Genomic DNA, 22251 nt, shown 5'->3' with positions numbered 1-22251 from the left:
GCGACAAGGTTACAGCGGTTCAGGCCTGAACAACGGTTTCTTCATCACGCCCTTGATCCACACGACGGCAATCAGCGACACCACCGCCAGTACCACTCCCGCCGTACCGAAGACCTTCAGGTTCATCTCCGGGCTGGGCGAGGCATGCCAGATCGCGTACAGCATCCCACCGATGCCGAACAGTTGCGGAAGTGGGTAGAACGGTGTGCGGAACGGTCGGGGCAGGTGTGGGTAACGCCGACGCAGGGCAATCACGTCCAGGTGCACGATGATGTACGCCAGCAGCCAGGCCAGCGCGGCGGCCAGCAGCAACAGGTTGATTGCCGCGGCGTCCTGGCCCATCAGCAGGATCGGCAGGCCGGTGATCGCCGCCACGAACAGCACGGCCACCCAGGGCGTGCGCGCCAGCGGGCTGAGCTGCTTGAACTGGGGGAACGCCTGGCCGTTGCAGGCCATGCCGTAGAGCATGCGCGGGATGGCCGCCAGCGACGTGTTGAGGGTGCTGCAGGTAGCGGTCACCGCGGCGATCACCAGGAACACCTCGCCGGTCTTGCCGAACACCGTGGTGGCGAACAGGTAGTGGGGCAGGGCATCGCTGCTCAGGGCTTCGCGGGGCACCAGGAACAGTGCGCCCAGGCCGTACAGGCCGATGGTGGCGAAGATCACCGTCAGACCGATGATCATCGAGCGCGGGATGTTGCGCTCGGGCTTGCGGGTTTCCTCCACCAGCGAGCAGACGAACTCGGCGCCGACGAAGCCCCACACGGCCATGGCGGTCAGGGCCAGCACCCCGGCGCCCATGGGGTTCCAGTCGCCCTGCAGCAGGGTGGTGGTGACCCCTGCGGCATGCCCTTCGCTGATCGCGGCGACGCCGAGGATCAGCAGTACGATCACCATGACCACGGCCATGGCGCTCTGCAGCTTGGCGAAGATGTCGATGCCCATCAGGTTGAGGCCGGTGAACAGCGCGAGCACGCCAAAGGCCACCGAGTATTGCGGGAACACCCCGGGGTAGACTTTGCCGACGATCAGGTCGAGCAACAGCAGCTCGGCCGACAGGGCGAACATGGCCACCACCACGTAGCCGGAGAAAGTCGCCAGGATAGCCGGGAAGTGCCCCAGTGCCACTTCGGTGTAGCTCGACAGGCTGCCGGCGCGGGGCACCAGCAGGGCCAGCTCGGAAAAGGAAAAGGCGTAGCTCAGGGCCAGCAGGTAGGCCAGCCCCAACGGCACGATGAAGCCCAGGCCGGCGGCGCCGACCCCCTGCAGCATCATCACCATCACCCCTTGCGACACCACCAGGCCCACGGCCACCGCCAGCAGCGACCCCAGCCCCAGGACCCGGCGAAAGCCGGCTTGATCGTGCTGCACGCTGGCAGGCACGGACGCACTTGCACTCATGACAGTTTCCCCGCTCTTTGTTGTTGTAGTTGCGCCAGATACTGGGACAGGGGCCGGGGCGGGGAAATTAGTAAATATGTGGTTGCTGGGCAGGAAAAAGCTATGTGCGGCAAGGCCGCTCCACAGAGCTCGCCAGGTCTGTGGTCAGAACGTCGCCTTGACCTGCAAGCCGAACACCAGCGCGTTGTCGATGTCTTTCCCGGAAAACGCCCCCGGCTCGATGATGTACTGCACATCCGGTCGCAGGTTCAGCCACGCGGTGGCCTGGTAGCCATAGCTCAGCTCGACCAGTTGCTCGGCGCTGTCGAGGTTCGGGAAGGGCTGCCCGGCATCGACAGTCGCATCTTCCAGCACCGCGCGGCTGCGAGGGTTCGGCACCGCGCGGCCATACCCCAGCGCGACGGTATCCCGTGGCCGGCCTTCGAACGGTTTGTACAACACCACCCCCGCGCCATACCACTTGGTGAATGGCGAGGCGGCCTTGCTCGACGCCGAGTACTGGCCGAAGGCATGCAGGCTGCGCCCGGGCGACGTCGGGTCGTTCCACACGGCCTGGTCGACCAGCAGGTAATGCCCGCCACGGCCGGCGACTTTCTCGCTGCTGCCGATGCGTTTCACGTTCGAGCTGTCGTAGTAGTAACCGAGCTTGTACTCGCCCGGCAGTTCGCCGCGCAGCTTGTACACCAGCTCCACCGGGACCACGGTGCCGGTGGTGTGCTTGGGCCCCAGGTGCCAGGCACGGCTGGCATTGCCGTTGCTCTCGGGGTCGACGTTGAATGCCGCCAGCCGCAGTTGCCAGTCGGGCGTCAGGTCATACTTCACCCGCACGCCGAGATGGGCGTTGGGATAGTTGGTCCAGCCGCTGCCGCCGGACATGTTCAGCGGGTGACCGCAGAAGCCGGCGTTCATGAAGTTGCACAAAATGCCGCTGTCCAGGCCGCCGAGATCATTGCCCATGGCCATGTAGCCGAGCTTGAGGTTCAGCGCCGGCGACAGGTTGCGCTCGTAGCTGAGCTCGGTCAGGCGGGTGTAGAGACCACCGTAGTTTTCCTGGATCGGCAGGCGGTTGCCCACCAGGTCCTCCGAGGCGCTGCTGCCGCGGCGGTCGTTGATGGTCAGCTGGACCTTGCCGCCGTTGTCCAGACCGTACAGCTTCGACAGGTCGAACTGCACGCCGAGCTTGAGGTTCTGCGAGTAGCGGGCCGAGCGGTGCAGGCCGCCATGGGCGTTGTAGGCGGTCTCGCCGCTGTAGTCGCCGGTGAAGGTGATGCCGTCTGCCTCGAGCTGGTGGCGCAGGCCGCCCCAGTCGCCGGTCAGGGTGTTGCGTGTGAGCAGGTCGCCCTCGGCGAGGGCGGTGGTGCTGGCCAGGGCCAGCAGCAGTGTGGAGGGGAGGCGGGAGCGCATTGCGATATTCCTGGAATCAAAGGTAGAAGCCATCGCGGGGCAAGTTGCATCGGCGCACCGCCACTCCCACGCTACCGATGGTGCGGTTCGTGGGAGCGGGCTTGCCCCGCGATGAGGCCTGCTATTTACGGCAGGGCGTAGGAAATGACGTAGTCGCCACGATCAGTCGACTGGCGCGCGCCGCCGGCGGTGACCACCACATACTGCTTGCCGGTTTTCGGCGACACATAGGTCATCGGGCCGCCCTGGCTGCCGACCGGCAGGCGGGCCTTCCAGATCTCGTTGCCGTTGCCGCTGTCGTAGGCGCGCAGGTAGAAGTCCTGGGTGCCGGCGATGAACACCAGGCCGCCCTGGGTGGAAAGGGTGCCGCCCAGGGTCGGCAGGCCGATCTTGATCGGCAGGTGCATGCGGATGCCCAGGGGACCGGTGTCCTCGACCGTGCCGACCGGCACCTGCCAGGCGACCTGCCGGGTCTTCATGTCGATGGCGGTGAGAGTGCCGAACGGCGGTGCCTGGCAGGGGATGCCGGCCACCGACAGGAAGCGATTCTTGTTCACCGCATACGGGGTGCCTTTGAGTGGCACGGCGCCCATGCCGGTGTTCAGTGCTTCGCCACCGCCTGCGGCGGCACCTTTGTTCTGCGACGGGATCATCTGGATCCACAGGCCCAGGCGCATGTCATTGACGAAGATGAAGCCATGCACCGGGTCGGTGGAGAGGCTGCCCCAGTTCATGCCGCCCAGCGAGCCCGGGAAACTCAGCGACAGGTCGGTGCCGGGCGCGGTGTACAGGCCGTCGTAGCGCATCTTCTTGAAGTCGATGCGGCACAGCAGCTGGTCATACGGGGTAGCGCCCCACATGTCCGACTCGGTCAGGGTCTGCGCGCCGATCTGCGGCATGCCCACCGACTTCGGCTGGGTCGGCGAGTACGGCTCGTTGGGAATGTTGCCCGGCTTGACCGGTACTTCGTCGACCTGGGTCAGCGGCCTGCCGGTGGCGCGGTCGAGCACGTAGATCTGCCCGGCCTTGGTGCCGATCACCAGCGCGGGCACGGTATTGCCGTCATCCTTGGTGAAGTCGATCAGGCTTGGCTGCATCGGCAGGTCGAAGTCCCAGAGGTCGTTGTGCACGGTCTGGTACACCCACTTCTGGTTGCCCGTGGTGGCATCCAGGGCCAGCACCGAAGCGCCGTAGGTGTGGTCCAGCTCGCTGCGTTCGACGCCGTAGATGTCGGTGGACGAGGAGCCCATCGGCAGGAACAGGGTATTCATCGCCGGGTCGTACGACATCGGCGCCCAGCTGTTGGGCGTGCTGCGCACGTAGGTCCGGTCGCCTTGCGGGGCGTCGCGGTCCTGCGGGTTGCCCGGGTCGAAGGCCCAGCGCTGGGCACCGGTGATCACATCGAAGCCACGGATCACGCCGCCGGGCATGTCGGTCTGCACGTTGTCGGCGACGCGGCCGCCGACCACCACGGTGGTGCCGGCCATCAGCGGTGCCGAGGACAGCTGGTAGTAAGAGTCCGGCACGTTACCCAGGCCAGCCTTGAGGTCGACCTGGCCGTTGTCGCCGAAGCCTTCGCAGAACGCGCCGGTGTCGGCATCGACCGCGATCAGGCGGGCATCGATGGTATTGGTCAGCAGACGGCGTTGGCAGTTGGCGCCAGCTGGCACGCTGGCCACGCTGACGGGTGTGCTGTCGGGTTGGGATGGCTGGGCGATCGGCGCGCTGGCGTCGAAATAGGCCATGCCACGGCAACGTTGCCAGACCTTGGACTGGGCGTTGATGGCGTTCTTCCACAGTTCCTTGCCGGTGTCGGCGTCGAGGGCGATCAGGTTGTTGTGCGGGGTGCAGATGAACACCTTGTCGCCTACCTGCAGCGGGGTGAGCTGGTCTTCGGCGCCGTTGCCGTCGCTGAGGGCGACGTCACCGGTGTGGTAGGTCCAGGCCACCTTGAGCTGGTCGATGTTGCCTCGGTTGATCTGGTCCAGCGCGGCGAAGCGGCTGCCGCCCTCTGTGTTGCCGTAGTGGGCCCAGTCCTTCTGTTGCTGGCCGGGTTCCACCGGGGTCAGGCCCGGGCCCTTGCCGGTGGGGGCGACGCTGGGATGGGCGACGAACATGTTGCCGGCGGCGATCACCAGCGCTACGCCCAGCAGGCCGGCGACGCCATAGGCGCCACGCGCCGGGCCTTGGACCAGTTGCGGATAGACCAGCGCCACCACCAGGCCGATGGCGGCGAACATGAACAGCCGCGAGAACAAAGGCCAGAACACCAGCCCGGCGTCGGCCACGGCCCAGACGGCGGTGCCGGCGAGGAACAGCGCGTACAGCCAGGCGCCTGCCGGCTTGCGACGGGCGATGAGCAGGCCGGCGAAGGCCATGGTCAGGCCGCCGACCAGGAAGTACCAGGAACCGCCCAGGCCGGCCAGCTTGACGCCGCCGGCGGCCAGGAGCAGGCCGAGCAGGGCGATGACGACGCCCAGTCCGACCAGGATGAAGGTTGAGGCGCCGGAGGCGCGGGGTGAGTCTTTCATGCCAGGGATCTCGCAGGTGGAATGCGGGAAGTTTAAGCCCTTAGCAAGCTAATTAACAAGTTAGTACATTTTGTTTCGTGACCGATTGTCGCAGGTCGAGCAGGCGATTAACCATCCTCGTGGGAGCGGGCTTGCCCCGCGATGAGGTCAGTCGCTACAACCAAGTTGGCTGGGGGGACGCCATCGCGGGGCAAGCCCGCTCCCACGCAGCACGCGCCAAAACCAGAATGAACTCAGACCTGCAACCCCTCCATCAAACAGCGCAACGCCCCCTTCACCCGCTCCGCCGCCGCCTGCGGATCGTCCTGGGCAATCACCCACATGCCGCTGTCGCCCATTGCGCCGTTGATCAGGTGCGCCATGGCCACGGCGTCGAAGGCGCGCAGCCTGCCAGCCTGCTGCAACTCCACCAGCCCCTGGGCCATGGGCCCGATATAGCTGGCTTCCTCCAGCTCGCGCAGCCGCGGGCCGAGTACCCCAGGGGCGTCCTGCAGCAGGATGCGCCGCAGGGCCGGCTCGTGCAGCAGGTCGTAGTAGTACAGGCAGGTATCGATATAACCCTCCCACGGATCGTCATGGGTGGCGTAGCGGGCGTCGATCGCCTGGTTGATCTCCTCGAGCAGGTGCTCCACCACCGCGGTGAACAACCCGGCCTTGCCGCCGAAATGGTGGTGCAGGGCCCCCCGGGTAAGGTCGGCTTCGGCGCACAGTTCGTCCATCACCACGGCGGCAAAGCCCTTTTCGGCGAACTGGCGGCGGGCGACGGCAATCAGCCGTTCGGTGGTGTCCGCGCTCATGGCGGCGCGGCTGCGGCGAGGGTTGGGCATGGGAGGCTCCGGGTAGAAAAGCAATGCCTGCAAATTAGCATACGTTGCGTATGTCAATAAATGGCATTAGCATACGCGGCGTATGTCAATTGGAGGTGGCTACCGTGACTGCCCTCGTTTCACCCAAGAATGTTGCCTGGCTGGGCGAGCTGCCCGGCCTGTTGCGCCTGGCGCTGCCGCTGGTGCTGGGCCTGTCGGCGGCCGAGCTGATCAGCCTGACCGATACCGTGCTGCTGGCCTCGCTGGGCACCGTGGTGCTGGCCTGTGTCGCGCTGACCAGCAGCGCCGGGCTGATCTTCCATGCCGGGCTGTACGGCATGCTCGCCACCTTGAGCGTGCGCGTCGGCCATGCCTACGGCGCCGATGACCCCGGCACCGTGGCGCGCACGCTGCGCGCCGGGCTGGGGTATGGCCTGCTGGTGGGTATCCTCGGCTGCCTGGCGATGCTGGCCTGCCTGCCCTTGGTGCAATGGCTGGGCGTGCCACTGCCCGACGTGGCGCTGCTGACGCCGTACTGGCAGGCGATGGCGGTGTTCCTGATCCCGTACTGCCTGGCGGTGGTGTTCAAGGACGTGCTGGAGGCCATCGGCCGGCCCTGGGTGGGCGTGCTGCTGGTGATGAGCGCGGTGCTGTTCAACATTCCGCTGAGCTACGGGCTGATCCACGGCCATTTCGGCCTGCCGGCGCTGGGCCTGCTGGGCGCGGGCGTCGCCGGGGTGATCGCCGAATCGCTGGCGGTGCTGCTGGCCCTGGCCTACTGGCGCCTGGCGCCTTCGCTGGTGCGTTACCGTCAGGCGCCACAAGGACCGCAGTTGAGCTGGCGCACGCTGCTGGGCGAGGGCTGGCCGCTGGGCCTGGGGTATCTCGCCGAGGCCGGCGCGGTGGTGATCGCCGCCTGGATGCTCGGCTGGCTGGGCAATGCGGCCCTGGCGGCCAACCAGGTGGTGCAGTCGATCGGCGCTTTGCTGTACATGCTGCCGCTGGGCATGGCGGCGGCGGTGAGCATCCGCATCAGCCAGGCCCAGGGCCGTGGCGAGACGGCGCGCATCCGTGCCATCGGCAGCGCCACCTTTGCCAGCGTCACCGCCTGGATGCTGGTGGCCACCGTGCTGCTGGCGCTGTTCGGCCGCTCCATCGCCGAAGCCATGAGCGACGACCCGCAGGTGATCGCCATCGCCGTGCCGATGTTCGTGGTGGTCGCGGCCATGCAGGTGGCCGACGGTCTGCAGTCCACCGCGCTGGGTGCCTTGCGTGGCCTGCAGGACTACCGCTGGCCGGTGGGGGTGACCATGGTCAGCTACTGGTTGCTGGCGCTGCCGCTGAGCTACTGGCTGGCCTTCCACTCCTCGCTGGGCGCGGTGGGTGTGTGGGTCGGCTTCGCCTGCGGCCTGGCCGTGGCGGCGGTGATGCTGCCGTGGCGGTTCTATCGGTTGCAGGCGATGCCCGCCACGGCGGCACTGGCTCAGCCCTGATAGAACACCGCCAGCCACACCGTGGCCACGCCGGGCTCGGTCCACTCCACGCGGTGGCGGCAACCGGGCGGGATGTCCAGGTGGTCGCCGGGGCGCAGCACGCGGGTGTGCGGCTCGTGCTCCAGGCGCAGCCCGGCGCTGCCGCTGAGCACGACTACCCATTCGCCCTCGGCCTGGTCGTACCAGAACCCCGGCGGGCTGGCCTGGCCGCTGGAGACGATACGCTCGATGCGCAAGCCTGGGCGCCGTAGCAGGTCGGTGAACTGCTCGTCGGCGTCGGGCGCGAGCGGGGGCAGGGCGGTGAACAGGTTGTCGGGCATGGGCGTCTCGCGTGGTTGATTCCAGCCGGTGATTGTAGGAAGGTTTCGGCCTTTGCCCCATGGAAGATTGACGATGGACAAGCTGCTGGCGCTCAAGGTGTTCATGGCCACCGCCGAGGCCGGTGGCTTTTCCGCCGCCGCGCGCAGGCTCGGGGTGGCGACCTCCTCGGTGACCCGCCAGGTCGACGCCCTGGAACTGGAGCTGGGGGCCAGCCTGCTCAATCGCTCGACCCGCCAGGTCAGCCTGACCGAAGCCGGCAGCAGCTACTACCAGCGGGCCCGCGAGATCCTCGAGGCCCTGGCCGAGGCCGACGCCAGCGTCGCCGACCGCGGCGAGGAGCCGGTCGGCGTGTTGCGCCTGTGCCTGCCGGTTGAGTTCGGTCGCCGGGTGATCGCTCCGCACCTGGGCGCGTTCCTTGCCCGCCACCCGGCACTGGAGCTGGACATCGACCTGAGCGACCGCTTCGACGACCTGCTCGATGGTCGCTATGACCTGAGCATCCGCCTCGGCGAGCCGGCGCCCAGCGATGACCTGGTATGTCGCCCGCTGGGGCGCTTCGAGCGCTGGTTGGTGGCCAGCCCTACGTACCTGAGCCAGCAGCCGGCGCTGAGCGAACCGCAGCAACTGGCCGCGTGCGCCTGCTTGCGCTTTCGCTACGGCCAGTCGGCGCGGCCGTGGCGGCTAAGCCTGGGCGAGCAGCGCCTGGAACTGGATGTCAGCGGCCCGTTGCGCAGCGCCAACGCCGACCTGTTGCGCGAGGCGGCCATCGCCGGCAGCGGCGTGGCGCTGCTGGCCGACTGGCTGGTGCGCGAGGATGTCGAGGCCGGGCGCCTGCAACGGTTGTTCGCCGACTGGACGGTGAGTCCGGGAGCGGCCAGCGCCAGCATCAACGCCCTGTACCTGCCCAACCACCGCGGCTCGCGCCGGGTCATGGCGTTCGTCGCCTTCTGCGAGGGGCTGTTGGCCGGCTGAGGCGTTGCGCGCCACGCAAAGGCCCGTTGCGCGGGCGATGGATTCTCGCTGGGGCGGTTGTCCGTCACCCTTCGCGCACATCCTTTCGCAAGCCGAGGTACCCTCGAATGAATCCTTCCCTCGCCGTCGCCCAGGCATCGGCCCCGGGCCTGAGCCGCGCCCTGGTGACGCTGCTGGCGTTCTGCTGCGGCGCCATCGTCGCCAATATCTACTACGCCCAGCCCATCGTCGGCCTGATCGCGCCGGACCTGGGGCTGTCCACCGAGCGCGCCAGCCTGATCGTGTCCCTGACCCAGATCGGCTACGCCCTGGGCCTGTTGTTCCTGGTGCCGCTGGCCGACCTGCTGGAGAACCGCCGGCTGATGATCGCCACGGCGGTGCTGGCCACCGGCAGCCTGTTGCTGGCCGGCACCAGTGGCCACGGGCAGGGCGAGATGTTCCTGCTGTACGCGTTGCTGATCGGCTTCAGCTCGGTGGCGGTGCAGATGCTGATACCACTGGCGGCGCACTTGGCGCCGGAGCGCGAGCGTGGCCGGGTGGTCGGCAACATCATGGGCGGGTTGCTGCTGGGCATTCTGCTGGCGCGGCCGCTGGCGAGCCTGGTGGCGGATCACTTCGGCTGGCGTGCGGTGTTTTTCGGCGCCGCCGGGGTGATGGTGGCGATCATCCTGCTGCTGGCGTTGACCTTGCCGCGCCGGGTGCCGGAGCACAAGGCCAGCTATGCCGGGCTGATGGCCTCGTTGCTGGTGCTGTTGCACCGCCATCCGGCGTTGCGCCAGCGGGCGTTGTACCAGGCGCTGATGTTCGCCGCATTCAGCCTGTACTGGACGGCGGTGCCGCTGGCGCTGGCCGGCGAGCACGGCCTGTCGCAGAGCCAGATCGCGCTGTTCGCCCTGGTGGGGGCGGTGGGCGCGGTGGCGGCGCCGCTGGCCGGGCGTCTGGCCGATGCCGGGCATGCGCGACGCGGTTCGCTGCTGGCGATGGCCCTGGCGCCGCTGGCGTTGCTGCTGGGTCTGAGCGCGCCGGGCGCCAGCGTGATCGGCCTGGGGTTGACCGGGGTGCTGCTGGATTTCGCCGTGCAGATGAACATGGTCATCGGCCAGCGTGAGGTGTACGCGCTGGATCCCGCCAGTCGTGGCCGACTGAATGCCCTGTACATGACCAGTATCTTCCTCGGCGGGGCGCTGGGTTCGGCGCTGGCCAGTGGGGTGTATGCGCAGTACGGCTGGAGCGGCGTGGCGTTGCTGGGCGCGGGATTGCCGGCGCTGGCACTGGCGGTGTTCCTGAGCGTTTCCCGGCGTTGATCCCGGGGCGTCTATCGTCCCAGCGGCAGGGCCACGCCGATCAGCGCGAACAGGCTCCCGCAGCAGCGGTTAAACCCACGGCCGCCCTTGGCCAGCCACGGGCGGATGCGAAACGCCAGGCGTGCCAGCAGGTACTCCACCAGGCATTCGACACTGGCGAAAGTTGCCGCCATCACCACGAACTGCACCAGCAAGCCGCGCTGCGGATCGATGAACTGCGGCAGGAACGCGCCATAGAACAGCAGCACCTTGGGGTTGGCCAGCGCTGACAGGCAGCCCTGGCGGAACAGCCCGGCATTGCTCAGCGCCACGCCGCCGTGCGGTTGCTCCAGGTGCAGTGCCGGTGTGCGCCACAGCTGGATCCCCAGCCAGACCAGGTACGCCCCGCCGACCCACTTGAGCACCGTCAGCACCGAGGCCGAGGCCTGCAGCAGGGCGCTCAGGCCGAACATGGTCAGGGCGATCAGGGTGCTGAAGCCCAGCACTCCACCAAGGATGGTAAACAGCGTGCGGCGGGCACCGTACAGCGCGCCATGGGTCAGGGCCAGCAAGCTGTTTGGGCCTGGGGTCAGCGACAGGCCGATGCTGGCGAGCAGGTAGATGAGCCAGGTGTCGAGTGCCATGAGAGAAGCCTTGTGGATGAGCAGGGCGCCAGTGTAGGGCAGGGTAGTGGGAACGTAGGGTAGTATCTGGTCATTAAACGGTCATATCTAGACATCCCACAATGACACCCGACCTACGCCTGCTGATCCTGCCGCTGCCGGAGTTCGCCCTGCTGCCGTTCGGCGCATTCCTCGACAAGTTGCGCTTCTCCGCCGACGACGAGGACTACAGCCGCCAGCGCTATTGCCGCTGGACCGTGCTTGGGCTGGACCGGGATCCGGTGGTTTCCAGCAGCGCAGCGATTGTCCAGGTCGAGGCAACCCCTGCGGACATCCGCTGGGGCGACTACGACCACCTGGTGCTGTTCGGCGGGCGCAACGCCAGTGCCACGGCGGCCTTGGCACCGCGCTACAAGGCCGTTTTGAAGCAGGCGAGCAAGGCCGGGGTGAAGCTGGTGTGTGTCGACAACGCGGCCTTCCTGTTGGCGGCCTGTGGCCTGCTGGACGGCCACCAGGTGGTGGTGCACTGGCGCCATGAAGCGGAGTTTCGCCTGGCCTTTCCCCGCGTGCGGCTGTTGACCGGGCAGCTGTTCTGCTTTGACGGTGAGCGCATCACTTGTGCCGGCGGCACGGCGGCCATCGACCTGGCGGTGGAGCTGATCGCCCGCGCCAGTGGCCGCGCCCGGGCGCTCAAGGGCCTGGCCGACATGCTGGTGGACGAGAGCCGGGATAGCCTTCACGCCTTGCGTTCGCTGGAGGTCGACGCCGGGCAGGGGCGCCAGGTGCAACGGGCCACGGCGCTGATGCGCCATCACCTGGCCGCGCAGCTGCCGGTGGAGGCGCTGGCGGCAGAGCTGGGCATCAGCCGGCGTCAGCTCGACCGCCAGTTCCAAGCCTGCCATGGCATGAGCGCCAAGGCCTGGTGGCAGGAACTGCGTCTGCAGCAGGCGCGCTGGCGTTTGCTCAACTCCAGCCACAGCCTGGCGCAGATCGCCGATGAGGTGGGAATGGGGGATGCCAGCTACCTGGGCAAGTGGGTGCGGCGGCGGTTTGGTTGCACGGCGCTGGCGTTGCGCAAGTCCGAGCAGGACTCATCGCGGGGCAAGCCCGCTCCCACGCCTTGACCCGCGGCGTGGGAGCGGGCTTGCCCCGCGATGCGGGTTTACTGCGGTGTACCGAACAACCCCGTCCAGTAGATCCCGGCATCGCTCTTCGGATCCACCGCATACGCCGCCCCCAGCTCGCGGAAGTCGGGGTTCATCAGCGTGGCACAGTGCCCTGGGCTTGCCAGCCAGCCGTCGACCACCTTGCGCGCGGTGTCGCGCCCGGCGGCGATGTTCTCGCCGATCTGCCGGTACAGGTAGCCGGCCAGCTCCGCCCGGTCGCCCGGGGTGCGGCCATCGCGGTCGATGTGGTCGAAGAAGTTCTGGTTGGCCATGGCCCGGGTGTGGTTGGCGGCCACGCCCGCCAGGGTCGTGCTCCAGGCCAGCGCCGGGGCGGCGGCGAAGGGCTGGCCGCCGCACTGGCGGGGCAGCTTGCGCGCGGCGTTGATCTCCTGTAGCAGCTTCTGCCCTTCGGCCTGCCAGTCGCCCAGGCGGGCGCTGAGCAGCGGCCGGGCCAGGACGATGCGCCAGTCGCGGCCCTCCTGGCTGACGCCGATATCGACGAACTGCGGGTCGAGCACCACCTGGCAGAAGCTCTCCTCGACAGCCTTCATCGCCGCCTGGGCGTCCCGCGGGCCGGACAGGCTGATGGCCTGGACGTTGACCATCGGGTAGGCGGCGCGGGTCATGGCCTGCTGCAGGTCGCGGGTGCCTTCGGGCGACAGCGCCAGGCGGGTGTCGCTGTTGAGCGGCGGCAGCTCCAGCGAGGCTTCGCCGCCACAGCGCTGGGCCTGGCTGCGGTAGACGTTGATCGTATCGATCAGTTGCGCCTCTTCACCGGTGAAGGCCTGGGCGCTGGTCGCGGCGAGCAGGCCCAGCGTCAGGCCGAGGAGGCAGGCAACGGATGGGACGCGCATGTGGATCTCCCTGTAACTGGCAGCGTCTGGATCTGCGCTGCCCATCCTACACAAGCGCAAGGCTTTTGGCCCGGCCATGTGCAGTGTGAAAAAAACCAGCCTTGGCAATCGATTGCGGTTGGCAAAAGAGGGGGTAGACCGCTGGTCGGCGAAAAAGTGCGATAGTTTGGTAATAATTCGCACTATCAGCTAGAAACACTACTCAGTGACCTTTTGTTTCTCATCCGCCAGGAAGGCCTTTACCCTTGTCCGGGAGCCCTCCATGGCACGTACCTGTCCGTATCAATCGACCCTGCTGGCCCTGTGCTGTTCCGTCGCCGTCGGCACCCATGCCGCCGACGGCGCCATCGAGCTGGACGCCACCGCCATCAACGCCGAGGCGCTCAAGGCCCCCGCCGGCGAACTGCCCGAGCCCTACGCCGGGGGCCAGGTGGCCCGGGGCGGGCAGATGGGCGTGCTGGGCAACCAGGACATGATGGACGTGCCGTTCACCATGACCAGCTACACCGCGCAGCTGATCGAAGAGCAGCAGGCCGAGGATGTCGGCGACGTGCTGCTCAACGACCCGTCGGTGCGCCAGTCGTTCGGCTTCGGCAACCAGTCCCAGGTCTTCGTCATCCGTGGCCTGCCGCTCAACGGCGACGATGTGGCGTTCAATGGCCTGTACGGCGTGCTGCCACGGCAGATGATCTCCACCGATGCGGTGGAGCGGGTCGAGGTGTTCAAGGGTCCCAATGCCTTTCTCAATGGCGCCAGCCCCACCGGCACGGGCCTGGGTGGCAACGTCAACCTGCAGCCCAAGCGTGCCGGCGACACCCCGACCCGCCGCTACACCCAGGACATCAGCAGCGACGGGCGTATCGGCGAGCACCTGGACCTCGGCCAGCGTTTCGGCACGGACAATCGCTTCGGCGTGCGCCTGAACCTCTCTCAGCGCGAGGGCGAGACCGCGGTCGACGACCAGGACCAGCGCAGCAAGCTGTTCGTCGCCGGCCTCGACTATCGCGGTGACAATTTGCGCCTGTCCGGCGACTTCGGCTACCAGAAGCAACGAGTCAACCATATGCGCAACTCGGTGCGCCTGGGCGCGGGACTGACCGACATCCCCCACGCGCCGGACGCCGACCACAACTACGGCCAGGACTGGGCCTGGACCGAGACCGAGGACACCTTCGGCATGGTGCGCGGCGACTACGACTTCAACGACAACTGGAGCGGCTACCTGGCCGGCGGCGTCAAGCACACCCACGAGAACGGCTTCTACGGCACGCCGATCCTTACCGACGCGGCCACCGGCGCCGCCACCATCGGCGGTTCGAAGATCCCCCACAACGAGGACAACACTACCTTCATGGGCGGTATCAATGGTCGCTTCCAGACCGGACCGGTCAGCCACCAGCTGAATATCGGCGCGGCGAGCATCTGGACCCAGCAGGAGAACGCCTTCGTCTTCTACAACTCCCAGGCCACCAACATCTACCACACCGACCCGTTGCCCAAGCCGACCACACCGACCTTCGTCGGCGGCAAGCTGGACGACCCCGGCGTGACCGGCAAGACCCGCAACCGCAGCATCGCGGTGTCCGATACCGTGGGCCTGTTCGACGACACGCTGCTGCTGACGGTGGGCGTTCGCCGCCAGCAACTGCGGGTCGAAGGCTACGCCTACGACGGCCCCGGCCCGGACCTGGGACGCAACGCCTTCTATGACGAGGCGGTCACCACGCCGGTATACGGCATCGTCTACAAGCTCAACCCAGCGGTCTCGCTGTACGCCAACCGCATCGAGGGCCTGGCCCAGGGCGCCACGGCATCGGGGCAGGTGATCAACGTCGGCGAGGTGTTCCCGCCGGCCAAGACCAAGCAGGTGGAGGCGGGGGTGAAGCTCGATTACCAGACCTTTGGCGCCAACCTGGCGGTGTTTCGCATCGAGCGGCCCACCGATGGCTTCGTCGAAGGCAATGTGTTCGTCCAGGATGGCGAGCAGGTCAACAAGGGGCTCGAACTCAGCGTGTTCGGCGAGCCACTGCCGGGGCTGCGGTTGATGGCCGGTGGCACGCGGATGGACACCGAGCTGAAGAACACCCAGGGCGGCACGGCCGATGGCAACCATGCCGTCGGCGTGCCGACCTTCCAGCTCAACGCCAGTGTCGACTGGGACGTGCCGGGCCTGGAGGGGGTGGCGCTCAATGCGCGCATGCTGCGCACCGGCGGGCAGTACGCCAACCCGGCCAACACCCTGAGCCTGCCGACCTGGAACCGCTTCGACGTCGGCGCGCGCTACCGCTTCAAGGTGCAGGAGAAGGCCGTGACCTTGCGGGTCAACGTGGAGAACCTGACCGACAAGAACTACTGGGCCTCGGCCAATGGCGGGTACCTGACCCAGGGCGACCCGAGGCTGGTGAAGTTCTCGGGAACCCTGGATTTCTGACGCCGGTGCCGGCGGCGTGACCTACCAGAGCGCCACCGCCGCCGCCCCGACCACCCGGCCGAATACCGCCAGCGCCGTGTCCACGTCCGCTTCGCTGGTGTAGCGCCCGAGGCTCAGTCGCACGCTGTTGCGCGCCTGGCGCTCGTCGAGGCCGAGGGCCAGTAGCACGTGGGACGCGGCGTTGCTCGCAGAATTGCAGGCCGAGGTGGTGGACAGCGCCAGCTCGCCGGCCAGGGCCAGGCTGTTGAAGCCCTTGGCGTCGATGCACAGGTTGAGGGTGTGGGGAATGCGCTGTACCGCGCAGCCATTGAGGGTGACCCCGGGCAGGGCCAGCAGGCCGTCGCGCAGGCGCCGGGCGAGCTGCTCCAGGCGCTGGAACTCCGCCTCGCCGGGCTGGCCGGCCAGGGCGAAGGCGCTGCCCATGCCGACGATCTGGTGGGTGGCCAGGGTGCCGGAGCGCAGGCCGCGCTCATGGCCGCCGCCGTGCATCTGCGCACGCATGGCCGGGCGGGCGCGGGGGCCGACGTAGAGGGCGCCGATGCCCTTGGGGCCGTAGACCTTGTGCGCCGAGAACGACATCAGGTCGACGGCCTGGTGCGCCAGGTCGATGCGGACCTTGCCCACGGCCTGCGCCGCGTCCACGTGCAGCAAGGCGCCGTGGTCGCGGACAAGCTGGCCGATGCGGGCGAAGTCGGTCAGCGTGCCCAGTTCGTTGTTCACCGCCATCAGCGACACCAGGCGCGTATCCGGGCGTAGCGCGGCCTGCACGGCTTCGGCCTGGATCAGGCCATGGGCGTCCGGCGCCAGGCGGGTCACCGTCCAGCCCTGGCGCTCCAGTTCGGCGGCGGTGTCGAGGATGGCCTTGTGTTCGAGCTGGCTGGTCAGCAGGTGGCCTGGCTGGGCGAAGCCCTGGGCGATGCCCTTGAGCGCCAGGTTGTTGGATTCGGTGGCGCCGGAGGTCCAGACCAGATCGTCCGGCTGGGCGCCGACCTGCTCGGCCACCTGGCGGCGGGCCTGCTCGACGGCCTCGCGGGCGGCCTGGCCATGGAAGTGGCCGCTGGAAGCGGGGTTGCCGAAGTTGGTTTCGCGGCCCAGGCAGGTGAGCATGGCGGCAATGACCCGGTCATCGACCGGAGTGGTGGCGGCGTAATCGAAGTAGAGCGGGGAGCTGGGCATGATCGCGAGCGAGTCCGTGCGTGGACGCCGCCTGTCGGCATCCATGGACATCATCCTAGGCAATTGCCGATATGAATGTTTTTCCTTTTCCCCGTTCTAGGGCGATTTAGGGAAAAAATTCTATTCTTTTTGGCTATGTATTTAGAATTTTTTTCTTGCCTGGATCAGAGCAATTGCCACGGTGCCTGTTTGGTGATCATCACCAGCACGATCAGGAACATACCGGCAAACCCCGCGACCCCCATCCACAGCCAGGGACGGTACAGCCGCTGATAGTCCTCACCCAGCGCGGTGCCATGCTTGACGGCCTGGGCGGCGAGGCGTTGCATGCGTGTCTGCAACAGCAGCACCGGCAGCCACAGGGCGCCCACCATGAAGAAGATCAGCAGCGCGCCCTGCAGCCAGTCCGTGGACCACGGCATGCCGGTCATGCTGACCATGGCGTAGCCGGTCAGCAACTGCAGGACCCCAGCGGGCGTGGTGATCCAGGCATCGAAGCGCACCACCATCCTGGCCACGGCGGCGATCACCCGTGGGTCGCGGCTGCGGTTCGCGGCGATCAGGTACAGGTACGAGCCCATGCCGAAACCGAACAGGAACACGGCGGCGATCACATGCAGGTACTTGAGCAGCAGATAGCTCATCTCAGCCTTGCCCGTGCTGGAAGCTGACGCTGTAGCGCACCTTGTCCGGCTCGCCGATGGCCGCCAGGTACTGCTCGACACTGATCTCGCCGACGCAGGGGCGGGCGCCCGGGGCCGGGGTATAGCCCTCGATCACCCTGGCCATCAGCGCCACCGCCGCGCAGCTGGGGATCTCCGGGCCCTTGTCGTCACTGGCGCTGACCTGGGCCTGCAGGCGCAGTGGCTGGCCCTGCATGTCCAGGCCGCGGACATCCAGGTACATCGCACTCATGCCATCGCCAAAACGCTCGAAATGGCCGCCCAGGCGATGCAGGCGCCGCGCCCAGGGCAGCGGGTCGCGCACCAGGCCGTACTTGACCAGCAACGCCAGCGCGGCATTGGCCAGGCCGCCGGCCATGAGCCCGGAGCCGGCCTTGAATGCAAGGTCCCGGGCGCCGTAGCGCTCGGCGAAGATGTCCATGTCCGGCACATCGACGTTGTTCAGCAGGCGCCAGCCCAGGCCGGGGAGGTGGCGCAGCTGCAGGCCGAGCCAGCCGTCCACGGCGTGCGGGTGTCCGTCGCGCCACTGGCGGATCGGCCGGCCGGCGTAGGCCAGCACACCTTCGATGGTGGACAGGCCGGGCATCTTCGCCGAGGAGGAAATGCCGTGCTCGATGCGCTCGATGCGGCTGAAGTGATGGCGCTGTTCGTCGAGGATCGCCGACGACAGGCTGGGCACTGAGCTGCAGCCGCTGAGCAGCGCGACATTGGCCTGGCGGGCGCGGTCGTCCAGGCGCTCGATGCCGTTGACGAACACCCGGCAGTCGGAGAGGTCGCAATAGCTGGCGCCAGCCTCGATGCAGGCTTCGGCCACGCTGTAGGGCTGGCCCTGGAAGGGGCCGCCGGTGTGGATCACCCAGTCGATGCGCAGCGCGCGCAGTGCGTCGGCAAAGCCAGGGGCCATGGCGTCGCCGCACCAGCTTTCGCTGCCGCTCAGTTGGGTGGCCAGTCGGGCGAGGCTGTTGGCGTTACGGCCGGCGATCACCAGTTGCACGGCGGGCATCTGCTGCAGGTGGCAGCAGATGATCCGGCCGAAGTTGCCGTAGGCGCCGATCACCAGGATTCTGCGGGACATGCGGGGGTCCTTGTGCATGTGTCGGGGAAGAAAAGCTGATTCATGCCTCCCTGTGGGAGCGGCTTTGTGTCGCGAAAGGGCTGCATAGCAGCCCCAGGATCTCAGTGATGATGCAAAGATCGCTGGGGCCGCTCCGCGGCCCTTTCGCGACACAAGGCCGCTCCTACAGGGGCAGCGCAGGCCTGGGATTCGATTCAGCCCTCGTAGCCCAGGTTCGGCGCCAGCCAGCGCTCACTGACGCTGATGTCCTGGCCCTTGCGGGCGCTGTACTGCTCGATCTGGTCCTTGTCCACCTTGCCCACGGCGAAGTACTGCGCCTGCGGGTGGGCGAAGTACCAGCCGCTGACCGCCGCCGCCGGGAACATGGCGAAGTGCTCGGTGAGGAACACGCCGCTCGGGCCGGTCTCGCCGATGGCTGTGCCGTCGAGCAGGCGGAACAGGGTTTCCTTCTCGGTGTGGTCCGGGCAGGCCGGGTAGCCAGGTGCCGGGCGGATGCCGCTGTACTGCTCCTTGATCAGCGCCTCGTTGTCCAGGTGCTCGTCCTTGGCATAGCCCCAGTGTTCTTTACGCACCTGCTCGTGCAGCCACTCGGCGCAGGCTTCGGCCAGGCGGTCGGCCAGGGCCTTGACCATGATCGAGCTGTAGTCGTCGCCCTTGTCCTGGTAGGCCTTGGCCACTTCCTCGGCGCCGATGCCGGCGGTGGTGATGAAACCACCGACATAGTCGGTCACGCCGCTGTCCTTCGGCGCGACGAAGTCGGCCAGCGACCAGTTCGGCTTGCCGTCGGGCTTGATGGTCTGCTGGCGCAGGTGGTGCAGGGTGGCCAGGGTTTCACCGTTGTCGCCGTATACTTCGATGTCGTCGTGTTCGACCTGGTTGGCCGGCCAGAAGCCGAACACCGCGCGGGCGCTGATCAGCTTTTCGTCGATCAGCTTGTCGAGCATCTCGCGGGCGTCCTGGTACAGCGCCGTGGCGGCCTCGCCGACCACTTCGTCGGTGAGGATGCGCGGGAACTTGCCGGCCAGGTCCCAGGAGATGAAGAACGGCGTCCAGTCGATGTACTCGGCCAGGGTGCGCAGGTCGATGTCCTCCAGCACCTTGACGCCGGTGAAGGCGGGCACCGCGGCCTGGTAGGCGGCCCAGTCGTACTGCGGCTTGGCGGCGATGGCCTGGGCATAGCTCAGGCGCTCGGTGCGGGCGCTGCGGTTGGCAGTGCGCTCGCGCACCTCGACGTATTCCTGGCGGGTCTTCTCGACGAAGCCGCTCTTGAGTTCCTTGGACAGCAGCTGGGTGGCCACGCCCACCGCGCGCGAGGCGTCGGTGACATAGACCACGGCGTCATTGGAGTACTTCGGCTCGATCTTCACCGCCGTGTGCGCCTTGGAGGTGGTGGCGCCACCGATCATCAGCGGCAGGTGGAAGTCCTGGCGCTGCATCTCGCGGGCGACGTGAACCATTTCGTCCAGCGACGGGGTGATCAGGCCGGACAGGCCAATGATGTCGCATTTCTGCTCGCGGGCGGTCTGCAGGATCTTCTCGGCCGGGACCATCACGCCCATGTCGACGATGTCATAGCCGTTGCAACCGAGCACCACGCCGACGATGTTCTTGCCGATGTCGTGCACGTCGCCCTTGACCGTGGCCATGAGGATCTTGCCCTTGGCCTCGGGCTTGTCGCCTTTCTCGGCCTCGATGAACGGGATCAGGTGGGCCACGGCCTGTTTCATCACGCGGGCGGATTTCACCACCTGCGGCAGGAACATCTTGCCGGCGCCGAACAGGTCGCCGACCACGTTCATGCCGCTCATCAGCGGGCCTTCGATGACTTCGATCGGGCGCGCCGACTGCTGGCGGCATTCTTCGGTGTCCTCGACGATGTAGGCGGTGATGCCCTTGACCAGCGCATGCTCGAGGCGCTTGTCCACCGGCATCGAGCGCCATTCCTCGTTCTCGACTTCCTTGGTGGCGCCGCCGCCCTTGTAGTCGTCGGCAATCGCCAGCAGGGCGTCGGTGCCGTGCGGGGTGCGGTTGAGCACCACGTCCTCGACCTTCTCGCGCAGGGCGGCGGGGATCTCGTCGTAGATCTCCAGCTGGCCGGCGTTGACGATGCCCATGGTCAGGCCGTTCTGGATCGCGTGGTAGAGGAATACCGAGTGGATCGCCTCGCGCACCGGGTTGTTGCCGCGGAACGAGAACGACACGTTGGACACGCCGCCCGAGCTCAGGGCGTAGGGCAGGTGGTCACGGATGTAGGCGCAGGCTTCGATGAAGTCGACGGCGTAGTTGTTGTGCTCTTCGATCCCGGTGGCGACGGCGAAGATGTTCGGGTCGAAGATGATGTCTTCCGGCGGGAAGCCCACCTCGTTGACCAGGATGTCGTAGCTGCGCTGGCAGATCTCGCGCTTGCGCGCGGCGGTGTCGGCCTGGCCGACCTCGTCGAAGGCCATCACCACCACGGCGGCGCCGTAGCGCTTGCACAGGCGGGCGTGGTGCTTGAACTGCTCGACGCCTTCCTTCATCGAGATCGAGTTGACGATGCCCTTGCCCTGGATGCACTTAAGGCCCGCCTCGATCACCTCCCACTTGGAGGAGTCGATCATGATCGGCACCCGGGAGATGTCCGGCTCGCCGGCGATCAGGTTGAGGAAGCGGACCATGGCGGCCTGGGAGTCGAGCATCCCTTCGTCCATGTTGATGTCGATCACCTGGGCGCCGGCCTCGACCTGCTGCAGGGCGACTTCCAGGGCCTCGGTGTAGTTCTCCTCGCGGATCAGCCGGGCGAACTTGGCGGAACCGGTGATGTTGGTACGCTCGCCGACGTTGACGAACAGCGACTGGCGATCGATGGTGAACGGCTCCAGGCCCGACAGGCGGCAGGCCTTGGGGATGTCCGGAATCGCACGCGGCTTGTACTTGGCGACCGCCTCGGCGATGGCCTGGATGTGCGGCGGGGTGGTGCCGCAGCAGCCGCCGATGATGTTGAGAAAGCCGCTGGCGGCGAACTCCTCGACCACCGCGGCCATTTCCGCCGGGGTCTCGTCGTACTCGCCGAAGGCGTTGGGCAGGCCGGCGTTGGGGTGGGCGGACACATGGGTGTCGGCCTTGGTCGCCAGCTCTTCCAGGTACGGGCGCAGGTCCTTGGCGCCGAGGGCGCAGTTCAGGCCGACGGAGATCGGCTTGGCGTGGCGCACCGAGTTCCAGAAGGCCTCGGTGGTCTGGCCCGACAGGGTGCGGCCGGAGGCGTCGGTGATGGTACCGGAGATCATGATCGGCAGTTCGACGTCGTCCTCTTCGAACACCTGCTGCACGGCGAAGATCGCCGCCTTGGCGTTGAGGGTGTCGAAGATGGTCTCGATCAGGATCAGGTCGGCGCCGCCCTCGATCAGGCCACGGGTGGCCTCGATGTAATTTTCCACCAGTTCGTCGAAGGTGACGTTGCGATAGCCCGGGTCGTTGACGTCGGGGGAGATCGAGCAGGTGCGGCTGGTCGGGCCGAGCACGCCAGCGACGAAGCGCGGCTTGTCCGGGGTCTCGAGGGTCTTGGCGTCGGCCACCTGGCGGGCAACGCGCGCGCCCTCGACGTTGAGCTCGTAGACCAGCGCTTCCATGCCATAGTCGGCCTGGGAAATCTGCGTGGCGTTGAAGGTGTTGGTCTCGAGGATATCGGCGCCGGCGTCCAGGTAGGCTTTCTCGATCGCGGCGATGACATCCGGGCGGCTGAGCAGCAGCAGATCGTTGTTGCCTTTGACATCGCTTGGCCAATCGGCGAAGCGCGTGCCACGATAGTCGTGTTCCTCGAGGCGGTAACTCTGGATCATAGTACCCATGCCGCCGTCGAGGATCAGGATGCGCTCTTTGAGTGCTTTCTGGAGTGCTTGGTAACGAGCGCTGCGGTCGGACATAGGAACTACCTGGTCGGGCGAATATCAGAAGGTGCCGAATAATAACAAAGCTGCACGGATTTTAGGCGTACTGCCGATTTGCATGAATTTCCTTCATGTTGGTGCGCGCCCCAACACCTCAGGACCCGCC

Annotated in this window: 16 protein-coding genes; 5 read left to right on the top strand and 11 right to left on the bottom strand. The window is 67.2% G+C overall.

Annotation, left to right across the window (positions count from 1 at the left end; translation table 11 throughout):
* Positions 1 to 9: 9 nt before the first annotated feature.
* From HU735_RS03135 to HU735_RS03120, 4 genes are all read right to left on the bottom strand, one after another.
* Positions 10 to 1401, bottom strand: a complete 1392-nt coding sequence (locus tag HU735_RS03135) for an APC family permease (protein WP_186712355.1) — start codon at positions 1399 to 1401, stop codon at positions 10 to 12.
* Between the two features lie 144 nt (positions 1402 to 1545).
* The gene (locus HU735_RS03130) at positions 1546 to 2805 is read right to left on the bottom strand and encodes a carbohydrate porin (protein WP_186712354.1); all 1260 of its coding nucleotides are present in this window, start codon (positions 2803 to 2805) and stop codon (positions 1546 to 1548) included.
* Between the two features lie 125 nt (positions 2806 to 2930).
* Positions 2931 to 5336: a glucose/quinate/shikimate family membrane-bound PQQ-dependent dehydrogenase gene (locus tag HU735_RS03125; RefSeq protein ID WP_186712353.1), complete on the bottom strand. Its 2406-nt coding sequence runs from the start codon at positions 5334 to 5336 to the stop codon at positions 2931 to 2933.
* 233 nt (positions 5337 to 5569) lie between these two features.
* Entirely contained in the window at positions 5570 to 6163 is a 594-nt protein-coding gene (locus HU735_RS03120) for a TetR/AcrR family transcriptional regulator (RefSeq protein ID WP_186712352.1), read from the bottom strand.
* A gap of 104 nt (positions 6164 to 6267) precedes the next feature.
* Between HU735_RS03120 and HU735_RS03115 the strand changes: the two genes are divergently transcribed.
* Complete coding sequence (locus tag HU735_RS03115; protein WP_186712351.1) at positions 6268 to 7635, top strand: MATE family efflux transporter; 1368 nt, start codon at positions 6268 to 6270, stop codon at positions 7633 to 7635.
* Here HU735_RS03115 and HU735_RS03110 read toward each other — a convergent pair.
* Positions 7626 to 7955: a cupin domain-containing protein gene (locus HU735_RS03110; RefSeq protein ID WP_186712350.1), complete on the bottom strand. Its 330-nt coding sequence runs from the start codon at positions 7953 to 7955 to the stop codon at positions 7626 to 7628. The genes HU735_RS03115 and HU735_RS03110 overlap by 10 nt on opposite strands.
* A 73-nt stretch (positions 7956 to 8028) precedes the next feature.
* Here HU735_RS03110 and HU735_RS03105 point away from each other — a divergent pair, with 73 nt between their 5' ends.
* Together HU735_RS03105 and HU735_RS03100 are read left to right on the top strand one after the other, a co-directional pair.
* Entirely contained in the window at positions 8029 to 8928 is a 900-nt protein-coding gene (locus tag HU735_RS03105; RefSeq protein ID WP_186712349.1) for a LysR family transcriptional regulator, read from the top strand.
* 107 nt (positions 8929 to 9035) lie between these two features.
* Complete coding sequence (locus tag HU735_RS03100; RefSeq protein WP_186712348.1) at positions 9036 to 10232, top strand: MFS transporter; 1197 nt, start codon at positions 9036 to 9038, stop codon at positions 10230 to 10232.
* 11 nt (positions 10233 to 10243) lie between these two features.
* Here the strand turns inward: HU735_RS03100 and HU735_RS03095 are convergent, their stop codons facing one another.
* A complete protein-coding gene (locus HU735_RS03095) occupies positions 10244 to 10855 on the bottom strand; it encodes a LysE family transporter (RefSeq protein ID WP_186712347.1) in 612 nt (203 codons plus the stop codon).
* Positions 10856 to 10956: 101 nt separating this feature from the next.
* On the opposite strand from HU735_RS03095, the gene HU735_RS03090 reads away from it, so the two are divergent.
* Positions 10957 to 11958, top strand: a complete 1002-nt coding sequence (locus HU735_RS03090; RefSeq protein ID WP_186712346.1) for a helix-turn-helix domain-containing protein — start codon at positions 10957 to 10959, stop codon at positions 11956 to 11958.
* A 38-nt stretch (positions 11959 to 11996) separates the two neighbouring features.
* Here the strand turns inward: HU735_RS03090 and HU735_RS03085 are convergent, their stop codons facing one another.
* The gene (locus HU735_RS03085) at positions 11997 to 12854 is read right to left on the bottom strand and encodes a CAP domain-containing protein (RefSeq protein ID WP_186712345.1); all 858 of its coding nucleotides are present in this window, start codon (positions 12852 to 12854) and stop codon (positions 11997 to 11999) included.
* Between the two features lie 262 nt (positions 12855 to 13116).
* Here HU735_RS03085 and HU735_RS03080 point away from each other — a divergent pair, with 262 nt between their 5' ends.
* Entirely contained in the window at positions 13117 to 15285 is a 2169-nt protein-coding gene (locus tag HU735_RS03080; protein WP_186712344.1) for a TonB-dependent siderophore receptor, read from the top strand.
* 21 nt (positions 15286 to 15306) lie between these two features.
* On the opposite strand, the gene HU735_RS03075 is transcribed toward HU735_RS03080, so the two are convergent.
* From HU735_RS03075 to metH, 4 genes are all read right to left on the bottom strand, one after another.
* Positions 15307 to 16461, bottom strand: coding sequence for an aminotransferase class V-fold PLP-dependent enzyme (locus HU735_RS03075; RefSeq protein WP_186712343.1), 1155 nt, complete (start codon positions 16459 to 16461; stop codon positions 15307 to 15309).
* Between the two features lie 164 nt (positions 16462 to 16625).
* Positions 16626 to 17105: a DUF2269 domain-containing protein gene (locus HU735_RS03070; protein WP_186712342.1), complete on the bottom strand. Its 480-nt coding sequence runs from the start codon at positions 17103 to 17105 to the stop codon at positions 16626 to 16628.
* A 1-nt stretch (position 17106) separates the two neighbouring features.
* Positions 17107 to 18219 (bottom strand): saccharopine dehydrogenase NADP-binding domain-containing protein, encoded by a 1113-nt coding sequence (locus tag HU735_RS03065; RefSeq protein ID WP_186712341.1) that lies wholly within the window; start codon positions 18217 to 18219, stop codon positions 17107 to 17109.
* Positions 18220 to 18413: 194 nt separating this feature from the next.
* Positions 18414 to 22121 (bottom strand): methionine synthase, encoded by a 3708-nt coding sequence (gene metH / locus HU735_RS03060; RefSeq protein ID WP_186712340.1) that lies wholly within the window; start codon positions 22119 to 22121, stop codon positions 18414 to 18416.
* Positions 22122 to 22251 lie beyond the last annotated feature (130 nt).

Origin of the sequence: Pseudomonas sp. BW16M2 (genome assembly GCF_014268865.1) — a bacterium.
Lineage (GTDB): Bacteria > Pseudomonadota > Gammaproteobacteria > Pseudomonadales > Pseudomonadaceae > Aquipseudomonas > Aquipseudomonas peradeniyensis.
The sequence above is the reverse complement of the archived record's forward strand: the minus strand, read 5'-3'. Positions and strand labels throughout refer to the sequence as shown.

What these genes read in the sequence shown, in the direction of transcription:
- HU735_RS03125 (WP_186712353.1), bottom strand. Translation starts at nt 5,336, where the DNA reads ATGAAAGACTCACCCCGCGCCTCCGGCGCCTCAACCTTCATCCTGGTC.
- metH (WP_186712340.1), bottom strand. Translation starts at nt 22,121, where the DNA reads ATGTCCGACCGCAGCGCTCGTTACCAAGCACTCCAGAAAGCACTCAAA.
- HU735_RS03130 (WP_186712354.1), bottom strand. Translation starts at nt 2,805, where the DNA reads ATGCGCTCCCGCCTCCCCTCCACACTGCTGCTGGCCCTGGCCAGCACC.
- HU735_RS03090 (WP_186712346.1), top strand. Translation starts at nt 10,957, where the DNA reads ATGACACCCGACCTACGCCTGCTGATCCTGCCGCTGCCGGAGTTCGCC.
- HU735_RS03095 (WP_186712347.1), bottom strand. Translation starts at nt 10,855, where the DNA reads ATGGCACTCGACACCTGGCTCATCTACCTGCTCGCCAGCATCGGCCTG.
- HU735_RS03120 (WP_186712352.1), bottom strand. Translation starts at nt 6,163, where the DNA reads ATGCCCAACCCTCGCCGCAGCCGCGCCGCCATGAGCGCGGACACCACC.
- HU735_RS03065 (WP_186712341.1), bottom strand. Translation starts at nt 18,219, where the DNA reads ATGTCCCGCAGAATCCTGGTGATCGGCGCCTACGGCAACTTCGGCCGG.
- HU735_RS03110 (WP_186712350.1), bottom strand. Translation starts at nt 7,955, where the DNA reads ATGCCCGACAACCTGTTCACCGCCCTGCCCCCGCTCGCGCCCGACGCC.
- HU735_RS03075 (WP_186712343.1), bottom strand. Translation starts at nt 16,461, where the DNA reads ATGCCCAGCTCCCCGCTCTACTTCGATTACGCCGCCACCACTCCGGTC.
- HU735_RS03100 (WP_186712348.1), top strand. Translation starts at nt 9,036, where the DNA reads ATGAATCCTTCCCTCGCCGTCGCCCAGGCATCGGCCCCGGGCCTGAGC.
- HU735_RS03135 (WP_186712355.1), bottom strand. Translation starts at nt 1,401, where the DNA reads ATGAGTGCAAGTGCGTCCGTGCCTGCCAGCGTGCAGCACGATCAAGCC.
- HU735_RS03070 (WP_186712342.1), bottom strand. Translation starts at nt 17,105, where the DNA reads ATGAGCTATCTGCTGCTCAAGTACCTGCATGTGATCGCCGCCGTGTTC.
- HU735_RS03085 (WP_186712345.1), bottom strand. Translation starts at nt 12,854, where the DNA reads ATGCGCGTCCCATCCGTTGCCTGCCTCCTCGGCCTGACGCTGGGCCTG.
- HU735_RS03080 (WP_186712344.1), top strand. Translation starts at nt 13,117, where the DNA reads ATGGCACGTACCTGTCCGTATCAATCGACCCTGCTGGCCCTGTGCTGT.
- HU735_RS03105 (WP_186712349.1), top strand. Translation starts at nt 8,029, where the DNA reads ATGGACAAGCTGCTGGCGCTCAAGGTGTTCATGGCCACCGCCGAGGCC.